The organism is Streptomyces sp. NPDC026417 (assembly GCF_055567695.1).
The window spans coordinates 497,462-521,699 of the sequence record NZ_JBVHPY010000002.1 but is presented as its reverse complement, the minus strand read 5'-3'; the positions used below and the strand labels follow the sequence as shown (position 1 = coordinate 521,699).

The following is a 24,238-nucleotide window of genomic DNA, read 5'->3' as shown; positions in this document are numbered from 1 at the left end:
CGGGGTGAACACCCTTCCGTCTGACACTCAACCGCGGGCACAGCAGCGGTGGAAGACTTCCGGACCAGCAGGTCCGCGTCCTCGCAGGCCAAATACCGTGCAGATCACCTCAAGGTCAGCGAGCCGGACCGTGAGAGGTGTACCCGACCACAGGTGCGACATCTTACCCGCACTGACCGTCAGACCGGCCGCGGCCAGACGCCGGCGCATCCCCACCGCCGTTGCAATGCCGAGCTCCGTCGCCCTCGCCCGCAGCTGCCAGTGCATCAGGTGGGCCCGGCCCGCCGACGCCCAGGCTGCCGGCCACCCGCTCCTTGCCCCCCGATGTGCTCCGCGCGCACATGTAATGGTGGAGTCGGGTATTGGAACTCGGAATGGGTGGGGCTATTCATCGAGGTACTGGTGTCTGGTTTCGGCGGGCGAGATGACGAGCTGGCCTTCGCGGACCTGCCACTCTCTCGTCCCGTCGACGTCGTGGCTGGCAAGGACCAGGCCCCGGATGCGGTCTCCGTCGTCGTTGGAAGCGGGAATCCGGGCGATCTCTCGGAGCTGGTTCGTGAACCAGTCCACGGCCGATGCGCGGATGTCCGCGCCGTAGAAGACGTCGCGGGTCCAGTCGACCTGCTGTCGCGGCGCCCTCCTTGAAGCTGGGGCGAGACCGGGTGGCCATGATGAGCAGTGCTCAGTGGCCTCTTGGTGACGTGGCCATACTGTTGATTCAAGGGGGGTTCGCCACTGTTGCCCGTTGATCCGGCCACTCGCCGTCCGATCGGGCAGTAGGGGGCATGTGCGCCGCCAGTCCGAGGTGCGGGCGCGTCCACTTTACCTGTTAGGTCATCGACCCCAGTGCGTCGGCATGCCATGCTCCCGGCGTACAGAGTTCGACCGACCGGAAGGACACCATGCCTGCCTACGCATTAGCTCACCTGCAAGAGGCCGCTTCGCACCCGGAGATCGCTGAGTACATCGAGCGCATCCCCACCACCTTCGAGCCGTACGGCGGACGCTTCCTCGTGCACGCCACGCAGCACGAGGTGAAGGAAGGCAGCTGGCCCGGGCACGTTGTGCTGATTGGCTTCCCGGGGATCGCCGAGGCGCGGGCCTGGTGGGACTCACCCGCATACCGGGAGATCGCACCGCTGCGCTCGCGGCACATCGAGGGCGACATCATCCTTGTGGAAGGCGTCCCGGAGGGCTACGACCCGACTGCCACCGCGAAGGCGATGCGAGAGGCCCTGCCTGCCGAGTAGCCCTCGGCTCGGCCAGGCCAGCGGCAGATGACGAACTGAGGTCGGTGGAACGATGTTGGCCGTGCGGCACCTGGGTCTCGGACGGTCCGGCGGTGCTCACGGACTCCGCCGAAGCGGGTTCCGACCTGGGCGTCGAGTACCCCGATGGGGGGAGGCCCAGTGAGGCACCGGTCCCACTGCCCGCCGGCCGCTGGAGGGTCCGCGCCGCCCATGCCAAGGTGGACGAGGGGAATTGGGTCAGCCTGGTCCAATTCCCCTGCCCGCCGAATCTGAACGGACAGTGCTTCGGCGGGGGTGGTCAGTCGCGGCGAGCAAGGCTGTGCAGATGGGCGATGCCGAGCCTCGCGTGGTGCACGCCCTGACGAGCTCGTGCACGGTCAGCGGTGGGACGTCGCGAACTTCAGCGTGGCCCGAGTTCACGTCTGCCGTGTCGGGTTCAGGTCCACGGTCTGCTGGGGCCCCCTTGAGCCCCAGGTCATCCCCCAGGGCTTGCTGCCACGAGATGAAGCTGGTACTGCGACCCTGAACGTAGAACCGGTAAGACGAAGGAGACTTCTAGTACGCGGAACCGGCGTGGAGTCCAACTCCTCGGTGCGCTCGTGTGAGCGTCTCGCGCACCGCTCGGCACTGCCGCCGACCCTCCGGTGCGGGTGCGCCGGTATCCGTCGGATCTGACGGACGCCGAGTGGGCGGTGGTGCGCACGGCTCTGCCGGTGCTGGCCTGTCTGGAAGGCCGCGGTGGCCGCCTGGAGGGTTACTGCCACCGGGAGATGCTGGATGCGGTGTTATCTGGTCGACAACGGCATCAAGTGGCGGGCGATCCCGCAGTCTTCCCGGCGTCGGACCGGGTATATGCCTTCTTCCGCCGTGGGCGCGACGGCGCGTTGGTCACCGAGCCGGACTACCGGCTGCGCGGCCGGGTCCGTGAACGGGCCGGGCGGAATCGTCAGTGCCACGGCAGTCCCAGACGCAGCTCTTCGCAGCGATGACCGTGCCGTTCGCCGGGCGTTGTCACAGGCGCGGGCTAGTGTGCTGCGGGACATACACGTGGCCCCGACCTGGGAGAAGGCTCGCATGGCCAAGTTGATCTACATGTTCAATGTATCCCTCGACGGCTACATCGCCGACGCGGACGGCAATTTCGACTGGGCGGTACCGGACGAGGAGTACTACTCCTTCATCAACGATGTGCTGCGGCCGGTCGGGACCTACCTGTACGGGCGCCGGCTGTACGACATGATGGCCGTCTGGGAGACCGACCCGTCCATCGCGGGCCAGTCGCCCGGGGCGCGGGAGTTCGCGGAGATCTGGCAGGCGGCCGACAAGGTCGTGTACTCCGGGACGCTGGAGTCGGCTTCCACCACCCGGACCCGGATCGAACGCGACTTCGACCCCGAGGCCGTTCGGCGGCTGAAGGCATCTTCCGAACGTGACCTCACCGTCGGCGGGGCCGCCCTCGCCGCCCACGCGATCGCTGCAGGGCTGGTGGACGAGTACCACCTGTTCGTCGGCCCCGCCGTGCTGGGCGGCGGCAAGCCCTTCCTCCCCGAAGGGGCCCGGCTCCACTTGGAGCTCCTGGACGAACGCCGGCTCACCAGCGGCGTGGTCTACCTCCGCTACCGCACCCAGCCGTGAGCGCCCGTGCCGCCGGGCCGGGGCGGATCGGGTGCGCCGGGGTGCTCAGCCGGTCTGCCCCTGGAGGATCTGGCGGGCGATTCTCAACTGCCTGTCCCGGAGCGCGGTGCGGTCCTCGAGCACGTCGGGGTGTTCGTCGAGCCAGCGCTGCTGCATCACGGCGAGTCTGGCGTAGGCGGTGCGCAGGTATCCGGTGTCCTGCTTGCACCGGACGTCCGCCTTGGTCGCGGGGTGGGTGCGGATGTCCGCGTCGGGCGGCAAGGCTCTGACCAGGTCGAGGGGGTCTTTGGCCTGGACGCGGTTGGTGAGCATGCACCGCCGCCAGCCCTCGTTCGCCTTGCGGAAGAGGGAGTCGTGCTTGAGCCACTTGAACGCTGTCTGCTCCCCCTCGTCGAGCTGCATCCGCAGTTCCGTCCACCGCACCCGGCCGTCGCCCAGCATGTGCTTCTCCGCCTCGGCCTGGCAGCCGCTCGCCGGCATGGTCACCTTGAGCAGTTTGCCCTTGACGGAGATCTCGTTTCCGGGTTTGCCGTAGAGGGCGCGATTGAAGGCCTCTCCTCGCGGCTGCTCCGGTGGCGCCTGCGTCTGCCTGTCCGCCCCGATTTCTCCCAGGGTCTCGAGACCGAACGGAGTCGGGCGGGACACCGCCGCGTCACCTGCCTTCGCCACGGGAGCGGGTTCGAGGGTGAATCCGCGCTCGGCCATGCAGGCGACGAGGACCTGTTGCTGGGCGGTCGCGATCTGTTCGCCACTCCGGGTCCAGGCGTAGAGCTGGGTGTAGATCGGCGGACGCAAGCCTTGTTCGGCCAGCGCGGCCGGGGACGGCGGACGATGGGGCCGGGGTTCGGGGTTCTGGGCCCTCGCGTCGGTGAACGCCCAGATCGTTGCGCCCACCGTGGCGGTCAGGACGCAGGCGGCGAGGTGCCGGCGAGTGCCGTGGAAGCTCAGTGCCATGTGAATCCTGTCGAGGTCCGGAACGTGCGGGCCCGGTTCGCGCCGGCCCCCCACGTTCACCAAGGTCAGAAGCAGTCGGTCGACGTCCGGCCCGGGAGCGTCAGCCGGCTGGCCCGGTTGCGGAGGTCGGAGGGCAGCGGATCGCCGTTCTGCCTGCCCGCCTGGTCGACGGTGGAGGCGGAGTTGACGTAGTGACCGGGGTTCAGGCAGAACAGGAAGCCCGTTGCGTTGGTGTTGTCCCAGTAGTGGCTCTCGTAGTTCCCGGTGCTTGAATTGCTGGCCGAGTAGACGTTGTTGTTGACCGAGCGGTTCTGGCCGACCCCGCTGACGTTGGCTTCGTCGAAGGTGTCGTTGGAGAAGTCCGGATCGGAGTTGAAGAAGGACTGCCGTGCCGAGTTGATGTCGGTGTAGAAGACGCAGTGGTAGCCGGAGGCGCAGTTGGGGCCGGCGGCCGAGGGGGACGCGCCGACCAGTCCGAGCGTGGCGGTCATGACGGCCACTCCTGCGACTGCCGCGAGCTTTGTCCGCATGTGCTGTCCTGCCTTCCCAGTGTTCCGCTGATGGGTGTTCCGATCGCTTCCCGAGCTGAACCCGAGCTTCACGCCGTGTCCTTTCGCGTTCTCGGCGACTCCGACGTCATCTCCACGGCGGGGGGTGCCGGTTGGACTGGTCGGCGTCGTTCTGAATGGGCGCACCCGTTCCTTCCTGGATCGGAGGGGCCAAGGAGCCGGTGGCCCGGTACGGGAAGCGATCGTGGTGAGACGCGGTATAGGAGCCGTATAAGTCCTGATGGGGATGCGTGCGGCAGGTGATCGGGCGTGGCTTCGGCCGGCTGCGAATCCCGGATCCTCGGAGCACGCGGCCAGGGGTGTCGGCCTGGGAGGCCGCACCAGGCGGCAGCCCGCTGATCCACGTCAGTGCGGCGTCATGCGTGGCTCGGGCGGGCCGGCGCGGGTCTACGTCGGAGAGGCTGGTGTACCTTCGGGCCGCCAGCGTTGATCCGTGCAGCCTTGGGGGAGGCCGAGTGGAGTTGGGGATTCTGGGGGATCTGGCGGTCCGTCGCGAGGGCTCGCCGGTCGACATCGGATCGCCCAAGGTGCGTCTGCTGCTCGCGGTCCTGCTGAGCAGGCCCGACCGGCCCGTGTCTTCGGAGCTCCTGATGAGCGCGCTGTGGGGCGAGCGACCGCCGCGCTCGGCGCGTAAGAACCTGCAGCTGTACGTCCATCAGCTGCGCAAGGCCCTGGGCCCGGAGCGCATCGAACGGCAGGGCGACGGCTACAGCGTGGTGGCGGGTGATGCGCTGGACGCCACGCGGTTCGAACGGCTGGCCCTCCAGGCGGAGGAGGCCTTGCGACAGGGTGAGACAGCGGGCGCGCAGGAGTTGCACGGTGAGGCGCTGCGGTGCTGGAACGGGCCTGCGTTCGCGGAGTTCCTGGATACCGAAGCCGTCGCGACCCGGGCGGCCCGGCTGGAGGAGCTGCGTCTTGCCGTGCATGAGCGGTGGGCCGATTGCGGTCTGGCCCTCGGCAGGCATGCCGAGGTGGTCGTAGAGCTGACGGAGCTGCTGCCCCGGCATCCCTTTCGGGAGTCGCTCCGCGGCCAGCTCATGACGGCCCTGTATCGCTCGGGCAGGCAGGCCGAGGCGTTCGAGCTCTACCGGCGCACCCATGCGCTGTACGGGACCGAACTGGGCGTCGAGCCCGGCCCGGGTCTGCAGCGCCTGCACCAGGCGATGCTCCGCGGCGATGAGGGACTCATGCCGTCTCCGGTCCCCGTCGCGGCACTGGCGCCGGTCGGGGCCAACCCCTACCGGGGCCTGCCGGCGTTCACCTCCTCGGATCACGACCGGTTCTTCGGCCGCGACCGGCTGTGCGGGCTGCTGTGGGAGCGCGTGGCACGCTTCCCCGTGGTCGTCGTGTTCGGCGCGTCGGGATCGGGGAAGACCTCGCTGCTGGCGGCGGGCCTACTGGGCCGGATCCGGCGGGATACGACCGCTCGGTGGCAGCCGGTCATGATGACGCCGACCGACCAGCCGGTGAAACAGCTGGCGGCCGCGCTCGCCGAGCACGACCAGCCCGCCGGCCAAGTGCTGCTGGTGGTCGATCAGTTCGAGGAACTGTTCACCGTGTGCTCCGATCCCACGGTACGGGAGGAATTCGTCGCCGGGCTGTTAGCGGCGTCCCATGCCGGAACGAAGGTCGTGCTCAGTGTCCGTGCGGACTTCTTCGTCCAGATGACCGGGCTGAGCGAGCTGGCGCCGGCGCTGATGAGCGACGCGCAGCTGCTGGTCGGCCCGCCGTCGGCCGCGGAACTGCGAGAGCTGATCGTCCGGCCGGCGGACCTTGAGGGCTGCTCGGTCGACGCCGATCTGCTGGCGACCGTGGTGGCGGAGGCCTCCGGCGCTGCCGCCGCACTCCCGTTGGTGTCCCACGCGCTGCGGGAGACCTGGCGCAAGCGGGCCGGCCGCACCCTGACCCTCGCGGCGTACCAGGCAGGGGGCGGGATGCACGGTGCGATCGCGCAGACCGCCGAACACGTCTATACCGAGCTCGAACCCGCCGAGCAGGACCTGGTGCGCCGGCTCATGCAGCGGTTGATCAGCCTGGACGAGGACGGGGTGCGGGACAGCCGGCGACGGGTCCCGCAAACCGAACTCGACGGGATGGGCCCGGCCGCGGCGGTCGCGGATGTGGTCGACGAGCTGGTGGCGGCGCGCCTGGTGGTCGTGGACCAGGATCGGGTGGAGATCGCCCATGAGGCGCTCATCGTGGCGTGGCCCAGACTGCGGGCCTGGCTGAGCGAGGACCGCTGGCGCCTGGTCGTACGGCAGCGGCTCACTGCCGCGGCCCGAGCCTGGCAGCAGTCGGGGCGGGACGCCGGAGGACTCTATCGGGGCTTGAGGCTGGCCGAGGCGCGCCCGCACCGCTCGGAGTTGAACCTTCTGGAGCGTGAGTTCCTCGACGCCAGCGAGGAACTGGCCGAGTCCGAACTCGCTGCGGCGCGGCGCCGGGTCCGCCGGTTGAGGGTCCTGGCGATAGTGCTGGCGGTGCTGCTGACGGCGACCGTGGCCGGGGGCGGTGCCGCCTGGCAGCAGCGGCAGGAGGCACAGCGCGAGCACCTGACCGTCCTGGCCCATCAGGCGGCGCTCACGTCGCGCTCGCTGGTCGCCACCGACCCGGACGTCGCCCGGCCCCTCGCCCTGGCCGCCTATCGGCTGCATCCCGACGCCGACACCCTGGGCGCGGTGATCAGCACGTCGGCGTCCGCGCAGCCCAGCGTCGTACTCAACACGAACGGGCCCGCGTCGTTCGGCCTGGCCCTGTCCCCTCACGGCTCGTTGGTGGCCGCGGCCACCAGCGACGGCACCGTGGAGCTGTGGGATCCGAAACGACACAGGAGGCTGGCCTCCTTCACCGAGCATGTCGTCAAGCCACTCCCCCAGGGGTTCTTCGCGCTGAGGGTGGCCTTCAACGCCGACGGGACCCGGCTGGCGTCCCTGGCCCGGTTGAACAATCCGAAGCAGCCGACCGGAGGCTCGGTCGTCGTGCGGGAGGTCCGGTCGAGGAAGGTGCTGTTCAAGCAGGTCGTGTCCGGAGACCTCAGCAACGGTCTGGCCTTCAGCGCCGACGGCACGGTCGTGGCCTACGGCACCGGCAAGGGCACACGGGTAGCCACGCTGGGCGGTGGCAAGGCCGTGTTCCTGCCCACCGGCATGCCCGCGGCACTCAGCCTGGCCGGCGATCAGCGCTCGCTCGCCGTCACCCTTACCGATGGGACGGTGGCCGTCTGGGACATCGAAACCGGTCGCCGTCGCTTCGAGCTGAACACCGACGGCGCCCAGGTGGCCCGGTTCGGCTCCACATCCGACGTCCTGGCCACGGCCTCCGAAGAACACGGCATCAGGTTCTGGCGGCTGACCGGCAGCTCGGCCCGCCAGTTCGCCGACCTCCCGGTGCAGACGGCCTTCCCCTGGATGATCTCCGCGCCGGTCGGTGATCGGATCGCGATCGCCGACGAAGAGGGCATGATCTCGATCTGGGACTACCGGCGCCGCGAGCAGATCGCCCGCCACGCCGACCGCTACCGCTCGGAGACCATGGCTCTGGACCTGGCACCGGACGCCAGCACGGTGGTCTCGGGCGGCCTGGGACGCACCATCGTGGTGCGCCGAACGGCCCTACCCTTCAGCGGTCACGGGGGCGCCGTGAACGACGTGGACGTCAGCCCCGACGGCCGGCTCGTCGCCTCCGCCGGCGACGACAGGTCCGTACGAATCTGGAATGCCTCCGGTGCTGCCGAACGGCTGCTGGGCGGACACTCCGACCATGTCAAGGCAGTCGCGTTCAACCCGGACGCCACGGTGCTGGCGGCCGTGACGCGCGACCACACCCTGACTCTGTGGAACCCGTCGACCGGGCGGCGCCACACCACCATCACCTTCACCGGTATAGGCACCGGCACGGACGTCGCCTTCAGCCCGGACGGCAGCACGGTCACCGTGATGTCCCTGGGAGGAACGTTCCGCTGGAGGGTCAGCGACCCGGCACACCCCCGTCCGCTGCCGGCGCCGGCCGGCCCGCGCACCTCGACCGCCATGGCCTACCCCGCTCGGGGCGGCCTCCTCGTCGCGAGCACACCGGCCGGTGGCATCGCCGTGTGGAGCACCGCCGACGACCGGCTGGTGAAGGCCTTCCCGGCCACGCAGGGGTCCACGCAGGACATCGCGGCCACTCCGGCGGGCGATCTGATCGCCACCGCCGGCTCGGACCACACGGTGCGCCTGTGGTCGACCCGGACATGGAAAAGCAGGGGCACCCTGACCGGCCACACCGCAGCGGTCGGCACGCTCGCCTTCAGCAGGGACGGACGCCTCCTCGCCTCGGCAGGTGAGGATCACACGATCGTCGTCTGGGATGTACGAACCCACCGGCGCATCGCCACCCTCACCGGCCACTCGGCAGACGTGCAGGGCTTGGCATTCACCCCGGACGGAACCCTGCTGTCCGCGGGAGCCGACCAGCGCATCATCCACTGGCCGCTGACCGCGACCGAAGCCATCCGGCGCATCTGCCGAGCCACCGAGCCACTGCCCACCGCGGCGCAACTCGACCGCCATCTTCCCGGCCAGGACACCGGCGCGCTCTGTCCGCAGCCCTGACCCGGCACGCCGTCGGCGCGGCGTGCTCCCCAGCAAGCGGTCCGTGGCCGGCACCACCGCCCAGGGCGGCCGGGTGACCTTCGGGAATACCCGGTCTATACCGACGCAGGGCACGCTCAGCGCACCGGTCGCTCCCCCGCCGACGAGCTCACGATGAGGGCCGTACACGGCTGCCGCCACCTCGGCCCTCATCGTGAGCGCCATGCGGGCGACACACCGCGACCGAACGCGGCCGTCCCGCAGCGCCCAGCCACAGCGGAAGGGCATCTGCCGTCCCATCGCCGCCGTCACACCCCGCCCCGGACACGCATGAACTCGGCACCAAAGAAGGAGGCACGTTGACATCCCTCATCCGCACGCTGAGCGCAGGGCTGCTCGGCAGACTGCTCGTGGTTGTTGCCGCTCTCGTCGTCCTGCCCTGGCAGGCCGCGGCGCCGGCCGCCGCGGCGGCCCCGCCGATCGCCTTCCAACTGCCCTTCACCTGCGGCCAGCAGTGGCGACTCGACAGCTGGGCACACGCACCCGCGCTCGACATGGTCCGCGAGCCCAACCAGGCCGGCACCGAAGGAGCACCGGTGCTGGCTCCGGCCTCCGGCACGGTCCGGCAGTCCTTCTACCATTCCAACGCCGGCAACGTGATCCAGATCAACCACGGGCAGCGCTACTTCACCACATACCTGCACCTGCAGAGCCGTGATGTCAGCGTGGGCCAGACGGTGCAGCGCGGCCAGCTGATCGGCCGGGTCGGCAGGACGGGGCCTACCTCGAACAACCACCCGCACCTGCACTTCGAGCTCGCCTACGACGCCGACAACAACGGAGCCGCCACCTGGGGCAACTCCACCTCCGAACGGATCCGCCCCTGGTTCAACGGCGTCGAGTACGGCCAGGCCAACGGCCAGACCTGGCGGAACGTCACCAGCAACAACTGCGGCGGCACACCAGCGCCCACCTGCAGCGGCGTCAACCTCGACTTCACCGCGTACCCCCTCATCCAGCAGGGATCCAACAGCAGTCTGGTCAAGGCGGCGCAATGCCGACTGATCGCCGCCGGACACGATCCGGGAGAACCGGACGGCGACTTCGGGCCCAACACCGCAACGGCGACGACGGCCTTCCAGTCCGCCCGGGGCCTCACGGCCGACGGTGACATCGGTCCCAGGACTTGGACGGCCCTGCTGTCGTACGGCTCGACACCGGCGCTGCAGAACGGGTCGACCGGCGCGGACGTCAGCCGACTGCAGCGAGCACTGACCGCGGCACTGGGCCGAACCGTGGGCATCGACGGGGACTTCGGCCCCACCACCGAACAAGCCGTGCGCGACTACCAGACCACCCGCAGCCTCGGTGTCGACGGCGACGTCGGCCCGCAGACCTGGGCAGCCTTGCAGGCCGGACGATAAGCACCCTCGTGGGCGGGGAAGCACGGCAACTCCGCCCACGACCGGCGTCGGATCGGCCGCGAGGACGTCCGGCGCTTCACAGAGTCGAGGGCGACGTCGGGGTGGCCCCGGAGGGGATCTTGCACGAGGCCATGCCGCAGAACCAAAGCCGAGGGCGATCGTGCGGGCGCCGCCTGCAGAGCCTCCACCCGCTGCCGAGCGGCGCGTTCACGCTCCCCCAGCAACCCCATCACCGACGGCACCCCGACACCTCCACCGAAGAGACGACACCACTCCTCGTCCCTCCCGCCGAAACGCGGCCCCCACACCTGGCCGACAGGAACGCACCCAACACGCTCGGAAAGACAACGGCTTCCCATAACAGGCTTCGATTGTCCTGCACCGTGGGGTGGAGGGCCGACCAGGCCGGAGCATCACTTGATGATCGCAACCAAACGGTTCGCATCATCGATGATCGACCGACTGGATGAAGTTCCGCCCTGTGGCCGCGCGACCGGGCCAGGCGACCGAGTGGCCGGGCCTTATCTCCCTAGCATGCCGCCAGAAGTGGTCCCAGGCCGTGGAGCTGCTGTGTTGACGGGCCTGCGCGTCGCGGACTGCCTCAACCCGGCTTTGCCACCTCACGAAATGACGGAACGTATGAGACCGATGTTCTGCGGACGGATCCGTGCCTTGGTCGCCGCCGGTGCGACTCTCAGCGCGCTGAGCGGCGCGGCGGCCGCCGGTCCCGCCGCGGCGGCCCACGGCGACGACCTCGGGCCCGCCATCGAGGCGATCATGCACAAGCCCGGCTACGAGCACGCGCAGTGGGGTGTGCTGGAAACGGACCCGGAGAGCGGCCAGGTAATTCACTCCCGGTTCGCGGACCAGTTCTTCGTCCCGGGCTCGACGGTCAAGCTCGTCACCATCTCGACCGCCTGGCACACCCTCGGGCCCGACCACCGCTTCACAACTCCCGTCATGGCGACCGGGCATCGCACCGGATCGACCCTGCACGGGAATCTGGCCCTGATCGCGCAAGGCGACCTGACCATGGGCGGGCGCACCAAGCCCGACGGCTCGGTCGACTACACGGACATCGACCACACCGAGGCCGAACTCCCCGGCGCCGCCCTCACTCCTGAGAACCCGCTCGCCGGCATCAACCAGATCGCCAGGCAGATCCGCAAGGCCGGGATCACCCGGGTCGACGGCAACGTCGTCATCGACCCCCGTCTGTTCAAACTTCCCGCCCTGGACCCGCAGCCCACACCGCTGATCCTCAACGACAACCTGATCGACCTGCTCACGACCCCGACCCGACCCGGACAGCAGGCCAAGCTGTCCTGGCGCCCGCAGGTCGCGCCGTACAAGGTGACGTCCAGCGTGCGGACAGTGTCCAGTGGCGAAACCACGTCCATCAAGGTGACCGCGTCGCCCGATGGCACCCGCATCAACCTCACCGGCACCATCGCCGCAGGCGCCAAGCCGGAGCTGCGCGTCTCCGCCATCAAGGACCCGAACGCGTTCGGCCGCACCGCGCTGATCGAGGCCCTCGCCCGCGCCGGCGTCACCGTCACCGCGCCGCCCACCGGCCCCAACCCGCAGAAGCAGCTCCCTGCCTCCTACCGCAACGCCCCCCGTGTCGCGGCGTACGTCTCCCCGCCCTACAGCCAGTACGCAAAGCTCATCCTCAAGGTCAGTCACAACCTCGGTGCCAACCTGGCCCTGTGCAACATGGCTGTCGCACGAGGCAGCAAGAACTGCTTCGACGCGTTCCCGATCGAGCACGACTTCCTCACCGACGTCGCGGACATTGACCCGAAGCAGTTCCAGCTCTCCGACGGGCGCGGTGGCACGCCGTCCGAGAGGGTCACACCGAAGGGTCTCGTCGAGCTCCTGACCTACTGGCATCACACGCCGGACGCAAAGGCCTTCCGGCGCCTGCTCCCGATCCTCGGCGTGGACGGTTCGAACGGGATCTCCTGCAGGACCAACTGCCCAGCGAAGGGCAAGGTTTTCGCCAAGCCCGGGACCATCATCGGTGGGGACGAGTTGAACCAGCAGCTCGCGGCCACGGCGCAGAACGAAGCGGGATATCTGAGGACCGACGACGGCCGGCTGCTGACCTTCTTCGTCGGCGTCAACGGGGCCAGCAGCCCCGACCTCACGAGCTTCCTCAGCATCTTCAACGACGTCAACCAGATCACCGCGCTCCTCCAGGAGCAGGCCTCCCGGGGCAACTAGCACCCGGCCGGGTCCCAGCGGGCCAGCCCTCCACCAACACGTCTGCCGCAGCCCCTGCCCGGGTCCGTCCCGCGCGGGGGCTGCTGCACAGGGCCCCGGGGGGCGCAGGTGCCCGTGCGCTCCGCGGCATCTCGACGGGGGGAACCTACGGCGACTCACGGCATGATCGTGACAGGTCGCCTGTGATCATCCGAGGCAGCAGCTGCCTACATGAGCATGCAAACCTAAAATCAGAGACGCAGCCCGGCGCCGTCCTTGCGCCGAGCAAGCTGGTCGACTACGGCCGGCATGCGCTCATCCTCAGACGAGGCGGACACATCACCTTCGTCCGCCTCATCACAAGCTCGTGAATGGTTGGCGGTGAGACGTCGAGCTGTTGATCGTTGATCATGGCCATGTGGTGGGGAATGCAACGCGCGCCGTGCTCGTAAGCAACCGGCCGATCAGGGGCCTGACGGCCGAGGTGATCGGTGAACTCGTGTAGGAGATCAGTCCGTTGTGGGTCCAGCGCCATCAGGCCAGGCTCGTACGCCGGCCACGGAAGCGGCCGTAGGCGCCGGTGCGGAGCGCCAGCTGGTGTTCGCCGACCGGCTGCTGGCCACCCCGGTCATCTCCGTCATGGGGCCACCCATGACGTGCCGGCCTGCTGGTTCGGCGTGGGCCGCTCGACCATCACCCGGGCGGCCAGTGAGGTGCGGCCCCTGCTCGCCAAGCGTGGGTGCACCATCACCAGTACTGCAGCCGCAGTTGCCGTGGTCTGCGACTACATGGCCAGTCGGGCAAGCCTGTTAACCCGCTGGAGCAGGTTGTTGCTGCACACGCTCGAACCTGACCGGTGCCACAGATGGTGCCTGCGCGGGACGCCCCCGTCTTCCGGTCGCGGACCGGAAGACGGGGGCGTTCTCCTCCATCAGGGCCGAAGACCCGCGCGTCGGAGCGTCAGCGTCGACAGATCGGCGATGACATCCGGGTCCCCGCGACGCCAGGCGTCGGCCAGGCCGCCCGGCGGCGTGGAAATCGCGGCCAGTGGCCGCTGCGGCCCGGTGAGCGCGCGCAGCGCGAGGAGGTCGGCGCCACCAGGGGCGTCGAGAAGGCGACGAGTCGTGGCGCTGCGCCGGATCCACCGCAGCCGTGGAACGAGCCAGAACACCAGGATGACGGCGGTCGGGAGGACGATCAGGGCGATCGTCGTGAGGGTGGCGACCTGGCTCACGGTGTCCTGCAAGGACTGTCCGGCATCGGAGAGGCTGGTGCCGGCGTCGGCCGCGCTCTTGAGCGGCTTCTTCAACGAGTCCCCGACGAAGGGGACCTTCGAGGCCGCGTTGCCGGCGTCGTCGAGACCGGAGGCAAGACTGTCTCCCGCGCTCTCCGCCTTCCGCCCGGGCTCGGCCAGCGTCAGGATCGCGTCACGGACGACCAGGGCGAACTTCACGGTGATCGCGATCAGGAGCAGAGCGATCAGATCCGCGATCAGCTGACGACCCCGACGCGCTGGGGTCTGGGCGTAGAGACGCATGGACTGCTCCTGTTCCGACGGCGACGTCGAGAAAGGCCGACTCCGAACCGGCACGAAGGTCGTGCCTGCGGGGGTGACGGCGAGGATCGGCGGGTGGCTTGACGGTACGTGGGATGCGCGGACCATATCGGGGTACGCACGCCCAGGGCCCGTCGCGTCCTCCACCGACCGGCCGACACGGGCATTCGCCCGCCGACCGTCGTCCATCGACATCGACATCGACATCGACATCGACATCGACATCGACATCGAAGGATGTGCATATGCGGCGGTACGAGAACGGGGTGGTCGAAGTTACGGCACGCGCGGGGTGACGCCTCTGGACTACCGCTGGTCTCTCACTCGGCGGGGACGCGTCCGCAGCCGGCCCGCCTGATGGGCAGTCCAGCGCGGCGTGCGTGGCCTCCTGGTGTGCGCGTCTCCACGAGACACTGGTTGCGGCGTCAAGGGCGGTGCGCGATCTTGAGTCTCGTACGGGCCCAGGACCCGTAACGGTCTTGCCCGGGACCGGCCTCGGCGGCGACGAGCGTGCCGTCGGCGTGGGGGGATGCCCCGACGAAGAGCGGCTCAAGATCCTCGCCAGGTGGGAGGCCGGCTCCGATCAACCCGGCCGACACCGGCACGACTGCGCTCCCCGGCCCCGCTGAACGGCGGCGCACTTGCCCGCCGCCTGCATCCCCCGCGCAGGGTGGGGGCGAAGCAAGGGGTGAGACGAGAGACGGCGGAGGAGAGATCGTGGACAGCACTGCACCGGCCGGTGATCACCGATGACGAAGTGGGCGCCCCGGCACGACGGCGGCCGGCCCTCCGGGAGGCCCTGTTCTCACACCGGGACGGCCGAACCGGCGCCGCTGAGTGGAACATGCACGACGTGCGCGGCACGCGGACGGGCGCCGGCCGACCTGCTGCTCTGCTTGACCTGCGGCCATGTGGGCTGCAGCGACAGCTCTCCCGGCGCTCACGCGACGACCCACTTCGATTCCAGCGGCCACCCGGTGGCCCGCGCCCTGGCCCCCGGCCAGGAGTGGGCCTGGTGCTACGAGGACGAGGTGTACCTGGATCCGCTGCCGGAACAACCCGTGCCGCATTCCGCCCCACGGCCGCCCGAGTCCGTCTGGGACTACCCGCGCCCGCCCGCCGTACGGGAGGACGACCGCGTCGTGCGGGTCGAGTGCGCGGGCCAGGTGGTGGCGGAGACCCGGAAGTCCGTCCGGGTGCTGGAGACCAGTCATCCGCCGGTGTTCTACATCCCTCCGGCGGACTTCCGTACGGAGCTGCTGATCCCGGCGCTCTCGGGCCGGACCTGGTGCGAGTGGAAGGGCTCGGCCCGGTACTGGGACGTCGCCGTGGGGGACGACGACGTACGCGCCGACGCCGCCTGGAGCTATCCCCGTCCCGAACCCGGCTTCGCGGCCCTCAAGGACTACTTCGCCTTCTACCCGAGCCGCATGGACCGCTGCACGGTCGCCGGAGAGGACGTCACGGCGCAGGAGGGCGACTTCTACGGCGGCTGGATCACGTCGGAGGTGCGCGGGCCGTTCAAGGGCGGGCCGGGCACCCTGCTGTGGTGAGGCCGAGTTGTCGCTCGGTCCCACCCCTCTCGTGGCGGGCCCTGCACACCGGTCAGCCGGTATGCAGGGCGGTGTACTCGGCGGCCAGTTCGTCCGCCATGCGTGTCACGGAGAACCGCTCGGCGACCAGCTTCCTGCCGGCAGCCGCGTAACGGCGCCGCTCGTCGGCGGAGGTGGCGGCGACCCGCCGTAGGGCCCGCATCAGGCCCGCCTGGCCGGATGTGTCCATCAGGAGGCCGTTGACCTGGTCGCGGAGGTAGTGCGCGACTCCCCCGCGGCGGGGACCGGCGACGGGAAGGCCGGCGTCCATCGCCTCCAGGACCGCTATCCCGAACTCCTCCTTCGCGCTCGGGCAGACGTACCAGCAGCAGGCGTCGGCCGTGCGCTGTGCCAGGGCACGCTGCAGTCGGCGTACCTCGGAGTTCGGCAGGGCCGGCAGCAGCGCCAGGCGGCGCGCGGCCTGCGGGTGCGGGGCGATGAGGGTGTCGATGCGGCAACGGATGTCGTCCTCCGCGGCGGTGCCGGTGCCGGGGCTGCCGCCGATGAGGACGAGGGTCGTGGTGCGGTGGGCGCCCGTCGCCAGCCAGGACCGGACCAGGAGGTCCTGCTGCTTGACCGGGTGCAGCCGGCCCACACACAGCAGCACGGGAAGTTCGCGGTCCCGGGGGTCGAGGGCGTCGGGGCGTGTCCCGTCCCGGTAGAGCCCCTGCAGCGCCTCGCGCCGCCGGTCGTCCTCGTCGGGTGCGGGCCGGTAGGGAGCGATGCCTTCGGGCGGGGCGCTGGGTCCGCGTCCTTCGTTGAGCCGGGCGAGGCCGGGAAAGTGGCGGACGAGTTCGCTCGTGCCGCCGCGTCCGGGGATACCGACGACCGTGTCCGCGCGCTCGACGAGCCGGTCGGCCAGGAAGACCCGGTGCAGATCGTGCCGGAGGGCGTCCGCCGCCGTGGGGTCGGCGGGATCGCTCGCGGCATGGCGTTCGGCGAGTCCGCGGTGCGGGTCGGGTGTGGCCGTGAAGACCAGCGCGGCGCCCAGGCGCTCGGCGGCGTCGGCGAGGGCCAGGCTGCCGTCGTCGGCGTATCTGACGTGCAGGACGTCCAGGGGCCGTGGCATGGCGCCGAGCAGGCGGACCGCCCACCAGGTGAGTGCGGGGCGGTGGCGGTGCATCTCAACCTGGGCCGGGGCCGAGGGGGCGTCCACGGGGAGCCGCAGGACCCAGTGCCCGGGGGCGCGTTCGTGGGCAAGCCGGTCGTCGGCGGCGAGGTCCTCGTGCCCGGCGGTCACGACGGTGATGACGCCGGATATCCCGTCGGTCGCGGCCAGCCGGTCGCCGAGCCCGCCCAGCAGCACCGCCAGTCCACCGCTCATCCCCTGCCCCGGGGTGTCCAGGCCGCCCAGCAGCATGCTCTGGGCGACCAGCCGGCCCGCGGACCCGTGCTTCTCCGGGCCGAACGCGAGTACCGGGGGCGCCAGTAGGAGGCGCTCGTAGGCGTCCCCGGCCTGGGAAGGATGGGGCAGATGGGTGGGGCCACCGGGGAGTTGACGCAGGTACCGCCAGGCTGAATGGCGTACGGCCCGGTGGGTGGTGGTGCGCGCGAGTGACGCGCTCTCGACCGGGGTCAGGGGATGCAGGCCGGCGGCCACCGCGAGGTCCAGCAGGTGGCCGGCGGCTGGTCCGTCGCGGGACTCGCCGAGCATGGCGCGCAGTACTTCCTCGGCGTGCCGGGGGCCGTGCCAGCGAACGGTCTCCGGCCACAGCTCCGTCAGCACGGCCATGAGGCGGGGGTCGTCCTCCCGGTGGGTGAGAAGGGCCTCCGGCGTCAGCGGAACGCCCAGCCGGGCGGCGCGACGCAGTCCCGCCACGGCCTTGTCCCGGCGGTCCACCCCGGGTTCCTCGCCGGGCGGGGCGGCCCGCGGCCGGAGCCCGTACTCGGCTTCCAGCAGTTTCGCCAGTTCACTCTGCGCGTGGGGAAGACGTCTGTCGTGTCCTGGCTCGGGAAGGTGTGCGGTCCAGCCGGAGCCGTTGAAGAACGCGGTGCGGGCGGCCACCAAGGGGTCGCGGGTCTCGTGTCCCGTTCCTCCCGGCCGTGCGAGGTCGTGAGCCGCTGAGGGGGGTGCGAAAGCGGTGCCGGCCACGGGTTCTCCTGTCTCAGGGACGGCGCTGACCTCTATGGTTCGCGGGGTGTCGGCCTTCTGGATGCACCTGCCTTCGGTGCTGATTGCCACACCGTCCGACCTGCCCGAACGTGGCTACGATGCGCTGGCCCGGGTCTGCTGAACAACGGGCGGAAGATGCCTTGGCCGAGGGGTTCGCATGCCGCGTGTCGTTGTCGTCAGTCCCCCTTTCATGTCCCATGCACGACCGCTGTCGGTCCTGGCCAGGGCTCTGCGACGGCGGGGTGCGGACGTGTACTTCGCCTGCGCTCCGGCGTTCGAGCACCTGGTGCGGGAGACCGGGGTGGGCTTCGAGCCGCTGTCCGTGACGCGAAATGCCAACACCGGGGTGGCCGAGGCGACCGAGCAGGATGCCCGGGAGGCGGCCCGGCTGGCGGAGTTCCTGGACGCCACCAGGGAGGGCGCCGTGTCGGCACTGCTGGCCCAGGCCCGCCACAGGCGGGCTGACATGCTGGCCGACCCGGACGGGGTGCTCGAAGCGCTGCGCTCGGCCGACCGGCGGCTGCGCCCCGACTGGTACGTCGTGGACCAGCTCAGCTACCCGGTCACCCTGGCCCTGCACTGCCTGGGCGTGCCCTACGCGACCTTCTGCCCCGGGCATCCCAGCTATGTGCTCTCCGGCCCCGACTCCTACTTCGGCGTCCCCTACGCCTGGCCCGACGCACTGCGGCCCGATCCGGAGCGGCTGCGGGAACTGAGGGCCGCAGCGCGGCAGAACGACGAGGCCTTCACCGCCCTGTTCGCGGCCTTCACCCGGCGGCACGCGCCCTCCCGGCCGGCTCCGGGCCGGGCCTTCGCCCTCAGTTCGCCGCACGCCGTCGTCTACGCCTACCCGGCGTTGCGCTGGCTGCCGACGCCTCCACCGGGCCCGGTGCGCCTGTTCGCCGGGCACATGGCCGCGGCCCCGGACCCGCTCGACGCGGAGTGGGACGCGCGCCTGCAAATGCTGCGTTCGAGCGGCGAGAGGGTCGTCCTCGTCGCGCTCGGTACGTTCTTGTCCGCGCGCGACGACGTCCTGCGCACCGTCGTCACGGGGCTGCTCGACGGCATGCCGGACGGGTCGGTCGTCGTCGCGGCTGGAGACCGGGCCGCCTCGCTGGCCGATCTCGCGGGCGAACGGGCCGTGGTGGTGCCGTCGGTGCCCCAGCGCGCGCTGCTGGAGCAGGTGGACGCGATGGTGCACCACGGTGGCAGCAACTCCTTCACCGAATGCCTGCGAGCGGGCGTGCCCGCGGTGGTGCTGCCGTTCTCCAGCGACCAGTTCTCGGTGGCCCGGGACGCGGAGCACGCCGGTGCCGGCGTGGTGCTCGACCCGAACACGCTGTCGCCGGCCGACGTCCCTGCGGCCCTCAGGACGCTGTGGCGGACCGTGAGCCCGCGTATGCCCGAACTGGCCGCGGCGGTACGGCGGCGGGGGCCCGGGTGGGCGGCCGGAGAGCTGCTGGCCGCCATGGGCCGGCGGAAGTCGACGGACTGATCCCGGCGCCGTCGAGGGCAGGCCGAACGCGCCGCGGGCCGTCGGTACGGGCAGCGGTCGGCCGCAGTCGAGCGAAGGGAACACCGTCCTGCGGCGTCGCGGCGGTACAGGCGGGCGTTGACCTCGCCGAGGCTCCCCATGTACGGCAGGGCCGAAGGCGAGGTCGTCCATGCGGAGGAAGACCAGGCCGACGTACGTCCGGCCCTGGTGGAGGTCGGGCACGGTGCCGGCCGGCAGCAGTCGGGCCACTTCGAACGGGTCGGTGGGCCAGTGCGGGAACACCAGGTCTCGCCGGCGCTGCCGGAACAGCACGCGCCGCACCGTACGCGGAGTCAGCGGGGTCAACGCCTCCGCGGCCGGGCGCGGTGGACGAAGGGCCGTACGCCGGACGTCTCCTCGGCATGTCCGCCCTACCGCACCACGTCGAGCGCCGCACCGCTGCCGGGACGCACAAGGCTCGCCCCCTCGGAGAGCGCCCGCACGATCACGTCCACTGCTTCCGAAACGGGCAATCCCCGCGGCAGCGGCGGCGCTTGGCCCACGACGGCGCGCCCGGCGAAGCCCGTGTCCATGTGGGGCAGGTTGATCTCCAGCACGGTCAATCCCCGGCGTCGCTGCTCGCGGCGGACGGCCGTCAGCCAGGTGGCCAGCGCGGCCTTGGCGGCGGCGTAGTCCGCCATCCGGGCCGGTGCCGCCTCGGCGACGATCCCGGTGACGGCCGCGAGGACGCCGCCCTCGGGCAAACGGTCCCCGGCGGCCCGCAGGAACGCCATGGGGGCCAGCGCGTTCACCGCCATCAGGTGTTCGGACACCGCGTCCTCCACCTCCCCGGCCGACCCGAATGCCGCGACTCCGACGCATACGACGACGCCGTCCAGGCCGCCCAGTTCCGCCGCCGCCCAGTCGACGGTCTTCGCACAGGAGTCGGCGTCCCAGGCGTCGAAGGTGCGGGCGGGAGCGCGCTCGCACGCCGCCGAGACACGGGTGAGGGCCTCGCGGTCACGTCCGGCCAGCGCCGCGCGGGCACCGAGGGCGTGCAGTTGTACGGCGAGCGCCGCCCCGATCTCCCCGGTGGCACCCGGCACCAGAATCCGTGCACCTCGTAGGTCCATGCCCCGCCTCGCGTTCCGTGCCGACGACCTGGCAGTACATGTGTGATTCGCTGGTCTGCCTTCGGTCGGATGCAGACGCGGGCACACCAGGAACGGCGCGTCGGCCTGCCGGCGGCTTACCAGGGTCGACGGCGCCCCCGGTCCAGATCAGTCAGCCGGTGCGTGACCGTGCCGCGCGGCCGCCGGCGCGTCCGCGGGCTCCCGCAGGTCCTGCGTCCCGCAACGTGCCGCCGCACGCAAGACCCGTGAGAGCGCCGAACGGCGGGCCGCCGGGGAAAACGGGCGTGTCCGCCGCTGGTCAGCTCGCGGAGAGCCGTATGGAGGCGTGGGACGCGATCGATCCTGCCCGGTGCCTGGCCTGGGGGTCGATTGGCAGCGCGGGCTTCACCTCACCCTCCGGCACGTCCGCTCAGCTGGCGTCCTGCCTTCGCGGGCGGGCGAGGTCGTCGTGCAGGGCAAGGACCTGGGCGTTTGGACCATCGCGCAGCGGCTCGCATGGGACAAGCTGACGCAAGCCCAGCAGGGGATGCTCGACAGCGTCCTGGGCGTGGACCCCGCAAGACCCTGGTCAAGAGGGACCCGTGCCACTGATGCTCACGGGCGGCATCACCCAGCGCTACTGCGCCGAGCGCGTCCTCGCCAGCGGCGTGGCCACGGTCGGCATGGGCGCCGCCCTGACACTCACCCCCGACCTCCCTCACCGCTGGAGGAGCGAGCGCGAGGCCGACCGGCCAATGGAGCCGATCACCTGGTCGGACAAGGCCCTTGCTTCGACCGCCGGCATGGCGAAGGCCCGCCCTCAGATGCGGCGCCTCGCGCGTGGACGCAAGACCGATCCGGGGATGAACCCGGCGATCGCCCTGGTCTCCGAACGGCACAAGCAGCGCCAGGCCCTGCGCACCTACCGCAGCTGGCTGTCCAGGGAGCGCAGCACCACCGACGGGTGAGGCCGCCGAGCGGGCGGGGCGCCGGGGCAGCGTCAGTGGAGGATCTCGGTGATGCCTTCGCGGTAGGAGGTGACGCGGAAGTCGGGGAAGCGGTCGGCGAACTTCGAGACGTCGAAGATGTTGTCCCCGTGGTAGCGCGGCAGGAGTTCCTCGACCTCCTTGAGCGGCCCGACGAAGAGGCCGCCGATCCTGAACAGGGCCAGCGGCAGCACCCTGTACCCGATCCGGCGGCCGGTGACCTCCCCGGCCACGTCGATCAGCTCGGCGTAGGTGAGACGGTGCTGGTCGATGGGCAGATGCCAGGTCTGCCCGTAGGCGTCCGGGGTGTTGCCGATCAGGGCCATGGCCCGGCTGGCGTCCGGCGTCCAGATCAGGGACCGGACCGTCTTCGCACTGACCGGGACGAACGGCCGTTTGCCCGCTTTGATCCGGTCGAAGACCAGGGAGTTGGTCAGACTCTTCGTCTTGCCGGGACCGTAGAACTCCGGGGCCCGGCAGATGACGGCGTCGACGGATCCGGCTTTCATCGCGTCCAGCAGCATCGTCGCGATCTGCGCACGCACCCGGCCCTTGCGGCCGTTCGGCACGAAACCCGTCGACTCCGTCTGCGGGGTGGTCGTCCCCGGATACATGTACGTGTTGTCGAAGAACACGAGCTTGGTGCCGTACTTCGCGCAGGCATCGACGACATTGCGCATCATCACCGGGAACTGCCGCTCCCACAGCTCCGAATCCATCGGCGGACCCACCGTGAGATAGGCGACCTCACTGCCCTCCACCGCCCGGGCCGTCGCCTCCGGATCCGTCAGATCGGCCGCGACCAGCTCATCCGAGTCATGGATCTTCACCGGCTTACGACTGACCAGCCGGATGTCACGCGTGAAACTACGGAACAGCTCACGCGTCAGCTCCTCACCGATCGGCCCGTTCGCACCCAGAACCGTATGCATGGAAACCATCACTCTCTCGTGTCTACTCGGTACCCGGAAGGCGCTTGATTGCAAGACAACCGCACATTCACATGTTAGCACTGCTTACTTCAAAGCGGAAAGCCGCTTCCAAACGCTCCTGAGCCGGGCGCAGTGGTCCGGGTTGCAGCAGGGGGGAGCGAGGCGAACGATGGAACCCGGTACGAGTGAGTGCCGATTAAAAAAGGTGCGATTGCTGCCTGTATAGCGAACCCCCTGGGCACGTGCGTGTCCGTGAATGGAGTGGACATGGTGGATCTCCCCCCTCCGATCACCCCGTACCTCGAACCAGCCGCGAAGGAGCTCTGCGAGGCGACCGACCCCCACCCCCGGATCTACGAGGTCCCGCCGGATCAGGGCCGCGGCATCCTTTCCGACCTACAGAGCGGCGAAGGGGTCGAGCGCCCCGACGTCGACGAGGAGTGGGTCGACGTGGACGCCGGCGAGTGGGGCACGGTCCGCACCCGCATCATCCGGCCCAAGGGAGCCACCGGACCACTGCCGGTCGTGGTGTACATCCACGGCGCCGGCTGGGTCTTCGGCGACGACAAGACCCACGACCGGCTGTTCCGCGAACTCGTCGTGGGCGCCGGAGCGGCGGGCATCTTCCCCGTGTACGACCGTGCGCCCGAGGCGAAGTACCCGACCCAGGTCGAGCAGAACTACGCCGTGGGCCAGTGGGTCATGGAGCACGGCGCGGAGCACGGGCTGGACACCTCCCGCGTCGCCGTCACCGGCGAGTCGGTCGGCGGCTGCATGTCCGCGGTGTTCGCGCTGATGAACAAGGACCGCGGCGGCATCGACCTCAAGGCGCAGGTTCTTCTCTACCCGGTGACCAACGCCGACTTCGACACGCCGTCCTACCTCCAGTTCGCCGAGGGCTACTACCTCACCCGCGACGGCATGAAGTGGTTCTGGGACGCCTACACCACCGACGAGTCCCAGCGCGCCGAGGTGTACGCCTCCCCGCTCCAGGCGCCCCTCGACCAGCTCCGCGGGCTGCCCACCACCCTGGTCATCACCGACGAGGCCGACGTGCTGCGCGACGAGGGCGAGCAGTACGCCAACAAGCTCCGCGAGGCCGGCGTGGACGTCACCTCGGTGCGGGTGGCCGGGATGGTCCACGACTTCTTGCTGCTGGACAGTCTGCGCGACACCCGTGCCGCCAATGTCGCCCGCAAGCTCGCCGTCGACGCGCTCAGGACGGCCCTCCACGACGACTGAACGAACCCGGGCCGGGCGATGCCCGTCTCCTCGGCGATGTCGAGCAGCCGGGCGATCGACATCGCGTAGTAGAGGTTCGGGCTGAAGGTCGGCCCGTCCCTGGACTGCACCTCGATCTTGGGCTGGTCCCGGAAGAACTCGACGCCGGGTACGCGGGGATCCCGCGCCACCTCGTCCAGGTCGGTCCGCATCCGGTACCGGGCGGGCGAACAGTCCGCCCCCCACCGTTCACTCGCCGAGAATGACCTCGACCGTATCCTGCAGTGCTGCGGCCTGGGCGTCGCCCATGGCCGCTCCTCCTGTCCATTGGCCCTCGCACCCCATCGTCGACGCGCCCGTCATGGCCCGCATCGCGGTGCTGCGGGCCATGATCAGACCTCCGTGGCCTTCCGGGGTTCAACGGCCGCACGCCGCGTGAGGAAGCCCAGGGGGTTGCCGTCGTCGCCGGACGGGGGCGGTGCGGCATCGTCGGCGTGGGGCGTTCCGCCGGGGTGCGGCCGTACTCCCCGGGGAGGGGGGGGGGGGGGGGGGAAGGACCCCCCCCCCCCCCCGAGGGGGTTTAACGGAGGAGGAAGAGACCCACACCACCGCACCCTTCCCTCCCCCTTATCCGGTGGGGGAGGCTTT

Annotated in this window: 17 protein-coding genes and 5 pseudogenes; 13 read left to right on the top strand and 9 right to left on the bottom strand. The window is 70.4% G+C overall.

Translation table 11 applies throughout. The features are described from left to right. Window positions 1–384: 384 nt before the first annotated feature. Window positions 385–570: a hypothetical protein gene (locus ACZ4NT_RS05100; protein WP_467723517.1), complete on the bottom strand. Its 186-nt coding sequence runs from the start codon at window positions 568–570 to the stop codon at window positions 385–387. A gap of 332 nt (window positions 571–902) precedes the next feature. Here ACZ4NT_RS05100 and ACZ4NT_RS05095 point away from each other — a divergent pair, with 332 nt between their 5' ends. The 3 genes from ACZ4NT_RS05095 to ACZ4NT_RS05085 all read left to right on the top strand — a co-directional run bounded on the left by ACZ4NT_RS05095 (window position 903) and on the right by ACZ4NT_RS05085 (window position 2,885). After that, window positions 903–1,250, top strand: coding sequence for a DUF1330 domain-containing protein (locus tag ACZ4NT_RS05095; protein ID WP_121408741.1), 348 nt, complete (start codon window positions 903–905; stop codon window positions 1,248–1,250). A gap of 44 nt (window positions 1,251–1,294) precedes the next feature. Beyond that, window positions 1,295–1,612, top strand: coding sequence for an Imm21 family immunity protein (locus ACZ4NT_RS05090; protein WP_467723515.1), 318 nt, complete (start codon window positions 1,295–1,297; stop codon window positions 1,610–1,612). A 712-nt stretch (window positions 1,613–2,324) separates the two neighbouring features. Further along, window positions 2,325–2,885 carry a dihydrofolate reductase family protein gene (locus tag ACZ4NT_RS05085; protein WP_467723513.1) on the top strand — a complete coding sequence of 187 codons (561 nt, stop codon included), beginning with the start codon at window positions 2,325–2,327 and terminating at the stop codon, window positions 2,883–2,885. A 45-nt stretch (window positions 2,886–2,930) separates the two neighbouring features. Here ACZ4NT_RS05085 and ACZ4NT_RS05080 read toward each other — a convergent pair whose 3' ends face one another. Further along, a complete protein-coding gene (locus ACZ4NT_RS05080) occupies window positions 2,931–3,839 on the bottom strand; it encodes a hypothetical protein (protein WP_467723511.1) in 909 nt (302 codons plus the stop codon). Window positions 3,840–3,904: 65 nt separating this feature from the next. Next, the gene (locus ACZ4NT_RS05075) at window positions 3,905–4,330 is read right to left on the bottom strand and encodes a hypothetical protein (protein WP_121408744.1); all 426 of its coding nucleotides are present in this window, start codon (window positions 4,328–4,330) and stop codon (window positions 3,905–3,907) included. 533 nt (window positions 4,331–4,863) lie between these two features. On the opposite strand from ACZ4NT_RS05075, the gene ACZ4NT_RS05070 reads away from it, so the two are divergent. The 5 genes and pseudogenes from ACZ4NT_RS05070 to ACZ4NT_RS05050 form a co-directional block, all read left to right on the top strand. After that, the gene (locus ACZ4NT_RS05070) at window positions 4,864–8,997 is read left to right on the top strand and encodes an nSTAND1 domain-containing NTPase (RefSeq protein ID WP_467723509.1); all 4,134 of its coding nucleotides are present in this window, start codon (window positions 4,864–4,866) and stop codon (window positions 8,995–8,997) included. A gap of 533 nt (window positions 8,998–9,530) precedes the next feature. Further along, window positions 9,531–9,791, top strand: a pseudogene (locus tag ACZ4NT_RS05065) (M23 family metallopeptidase); the annotation flags it as partial. 141 nt (window positions 9,792–9,932) lie between these two features. Then, window positions 9,933–10,400, top strand: a pseudogene (locus tag ACZ4NT_RS05060) (peptidoglycan-binding domain-containing protein); the annotation flags it as partial. Between the two features lie 639 nt (window positions 10,401–11,039). After that, entirely contained in the window at window positions 11,040–12,626 is a 1,587-nt protein-coding gene (dacB, locus tag ACZ4NT_RS05055) for a D-alanyl-D-alanine carboxypeptidase/D-alanyl-D-alanine endopeptidase (protein ID WP_467723507.1), read from the top strand. A 470-nt stretch (window positions 12,627–13,096) separates the two neighbouring features. Continuing rightward, window positions 13,097–13,294: pseudogene (locus ACZ4NT_RS05050) on the top strand (hypothetical protein); the annotation flags it as partial. Window positions 13,295–13,536: 242 nt separating this feature from the next. Here ACZ4NT_RS05050 and ACZ4NT_RS05045 read toward each other — a convergent pair. Further along, entirely contained in the window at window positions 13,537–14,391 is an 855-nt protein-coding gene (locus tag ACZ4NT_RS05045) for a hypothetical protein (protein WP_467723574.1), read from the bottom strand. A gap of 518 nt (window positions 14,392–14,909) precedes the next feature. Here ACZ4NT_RS05045 and ACZ4NT_RS05040 point away from each other — a divergent pair. Together ACZ4NT_RS05040 and ACZ4NT_RS05035 are read left to right on the top strand one after the other, a co-directional pair. Next, window positions 14,910–15,194: pseudogene (locus ACZ4NT_RS05040) on the top strand (UBP-type zinc finger domain-containing protein); the annotation flags it as partial. Next, window positions 15,192–15,713: a DUF427 domain-containing protein gene (locus tag ACZ4NT_RS05035; protein ID WP_467723573.1), complete on the top strand. Its 522-nt coding sequence runs from the start codon at window positions 15,192–15,194 to the stop codon at window positions 15,711–15,713. The pseudogene ACZ4NT_RS05040 and the gene ACZ4NT_RS05035, both read left to right, overlap by 3 nt. A gap of 52 nt (window positions 15,714–15,765) precedes the next feature. On the opposite strand, the gene ACZ4NT_RS05030 is transcribed toward ACZ4NT_RS05035, so the two are convergent. After that, window positions 15,766–17,844: a glycosyltransferase family 4 protein gene (locus ACZ4NT_RS05030; protein WP_467723506.1), complete on the bottom strand. Its 2,079-nt coding sequence runs from the start codon at window positions 17,842–17,844 to the stop codon at window positions 15,766–15,768. 211 nt (window positions 17,845–18,055) lie between these two features. Here ACZ4NT_RS05030 and ACZ4NT_RS05025 point away from each other — a divergent pair, with 211 nt between their 5' ends. Then, the gene (locus ACZ4NT_RS05025) at window positions 18,056–19,360 is read left to right on the top strand and encodes a glycosyltransferase (protein WP_467723503.1); all 1,305 of its coding nucleotides are present in this window, start codon (window positions 18,056–18,058) and stop codon (window positions 19,358–19,360) included. Between the two features lie 24 nt (window positions 19,361–19,384). Here ACZ4NT_RS05025 and ACZ4NT_RS05020 read toward each other — a convergent pair. Together ACZ4NT_RS05020 and ACZ4NT_RS05015 are read right to left on the bottom strand one after the other, a co-directional pair. After that, window positions 19,385–19,672: pseudogene (locus ACZ4NT_RS05020) on the bottom strand (DUF2071 domain-containing protein); the annotation flags it as partial. Between the two features lie 98 nt (window positions 19,673–19,770). Further along, window positions 19,771–20,472 (bottom strand): SDR family NAD(P)-dependent oxidoreductase, encoded by a 702-nt coding sequence (locus ACZ4NT_RS05015; RefSeq protein WP_467723500.1) that lies wholly within the window; start codon window positions 20,470–20,472, stop codon window positions 19,771–19,773. A gap of 581 nt (window positions 20,473–21,053) precedes the next feature. Here ACZ4NT_RS05015 and ACZ4NT_RS05010 point away from each other — a divergent pair. Beyond that, window positions 21,054–21,419, top strand: coding sequence for a hypothetical protein (locus tag ACZ4NT_RS05010; protein ID WP_467723496.1), 366 nt, complete (start codon window positions 21,054–21,056; stop codon window positions 21,417–21,419). Window positions 21,420–21,451: 32 nt separating this feature from the next. Here ACZ4NT_RS05010 and ACZ4NT_RS05005 read toward each other — a convergent pair whose 3' ends face one another. Then, complete coding sequence (locus tag ACZ4NT_RS05005) at window positions 21,452–22,369, bottom strand: NAD-dependent epimerase/dehydratase family protein (protein ID WP_467723492.1); 918 nt, start codon at window positions 22,367–22,369, stop codon at window positions 21,452–21,454. 267 nt (window positions 22,370–22,636) lie between these two features. Between ACZ4NT_RS05005 and ACZ4NT_RS05000 the strand changes: the two genes are divergently transcribed. Next, window positions 22,637–23,611, top strand: a complete 975-nt coding sequence (locus ACZ4NT_RS05000; RefSeq protein ID WP_467723490.1) for an alpha/beta hydrolase — start codon at window positions 22,637–22,639, stop codon at window positions 23,609–23,611. Window positions 23,612–23,839: 228 nt separating this feature from the next. Here ACZ4NT_RS05000 and ACZ4NT_RS04995 read toward each other — a convergent pair whose 3' ends face one another. Further along, window positions 23,840–23,980: a hypothetical protein gene (locus ACZ4NT_RS04995; protein ID WP_183117208.1), complete on the bottom strand. Its 141-nt coding sequence runs from the start codon at window positions 23,978–23,980 to the stop codon at window positions 23,840–23,842. Window positions 23,981–24,238 lie beyond the last annotated feature (258 nt).

Excerpts from the sequence above, each read along its gene's own strand:
- ACZ4NT_RS05025 (WP_467723503.1), top strand. The coding sequence starts at position 18,056 with ATGTCCCATGCACGACCGCTGTCGGTCCTGGCCAGGGCTCTGCGACGG.
- ACZ4NT_RS05015 (WP_467723500.1), bottom strand. The coding sequence starts at position 20,472 with ATGGACCTACGAGGTGCACGGATTCTGGTGCCGGGTGCCACCGGGGAG.
- ACZ4NT_RS05000 (WP_467723490.1), top strand. The coding sequence starts at position 22,637 with ATGGTGGATCTCCCCCCTCCGATCACCCCGTACCTCGAACCAGCCGCG.
- ACZ4NT_RS04995 (WP_183117208.1), bottom strand. The coding sequence starts at position 23,980 with ATGGCCCGCAGCACCGCGATGCGGGCCATGACGGGCGCGTCGACGATG.
- ACZ4NT_RS05095 (WP_121408741.1), top strand. The coding sequence starts at position 903 with ATGCCTGCCTACGCATTAGCTCACCTGCAAGAGGCCGCTTCGCACCCG.
- ACZ4NT_RS05080 (WP_467723511.1), bottom strand. The coding sequence starts at position 3,839 with ATGGCACTGAGCTTCCACGGCACTCGCCGGCACCTCGCCGCCTGCGTC.
- ACZ4NT_RS05085 (WP_467723513.1), top strand. The coding sequence starts at position 2,325 with ATGGCCAAGTTGATCTACATGTTCAATGTATCCCTCGACGGCTACATC.
- ACZ4NT_RS05005 (WP_467723492.1), bottom strand. The coding sequence starts at position 22,369 with ATGCATACGGTTCTGGGTGCGAACGGGCCGATCGGTGAGGAGCTGACG.
- dacB (WP_467723507.1), top strand. The coding sequence starts at position 11,040 with ATGAGACCGATGTTCTGCGGACGGATCCGTGCCTTGGTCGCCGCCGGT.
- ACZ4NT_RS05075 (WP_121408744.1), bottom strand. The coding sequence starts at position 4,330 with ATGACCGCCACGCTCGGACTGGTCGGCGCGTCCCCCTCGGCCGCCGGC.
- ACZ4NT_RS05045 (WP_467723574.1), bottom strand. The coding sequence starts at position 14,391 with ATGTCGATGTCGATGTCGATGTCGATGTCGATGTCGATGTCGATGGAC.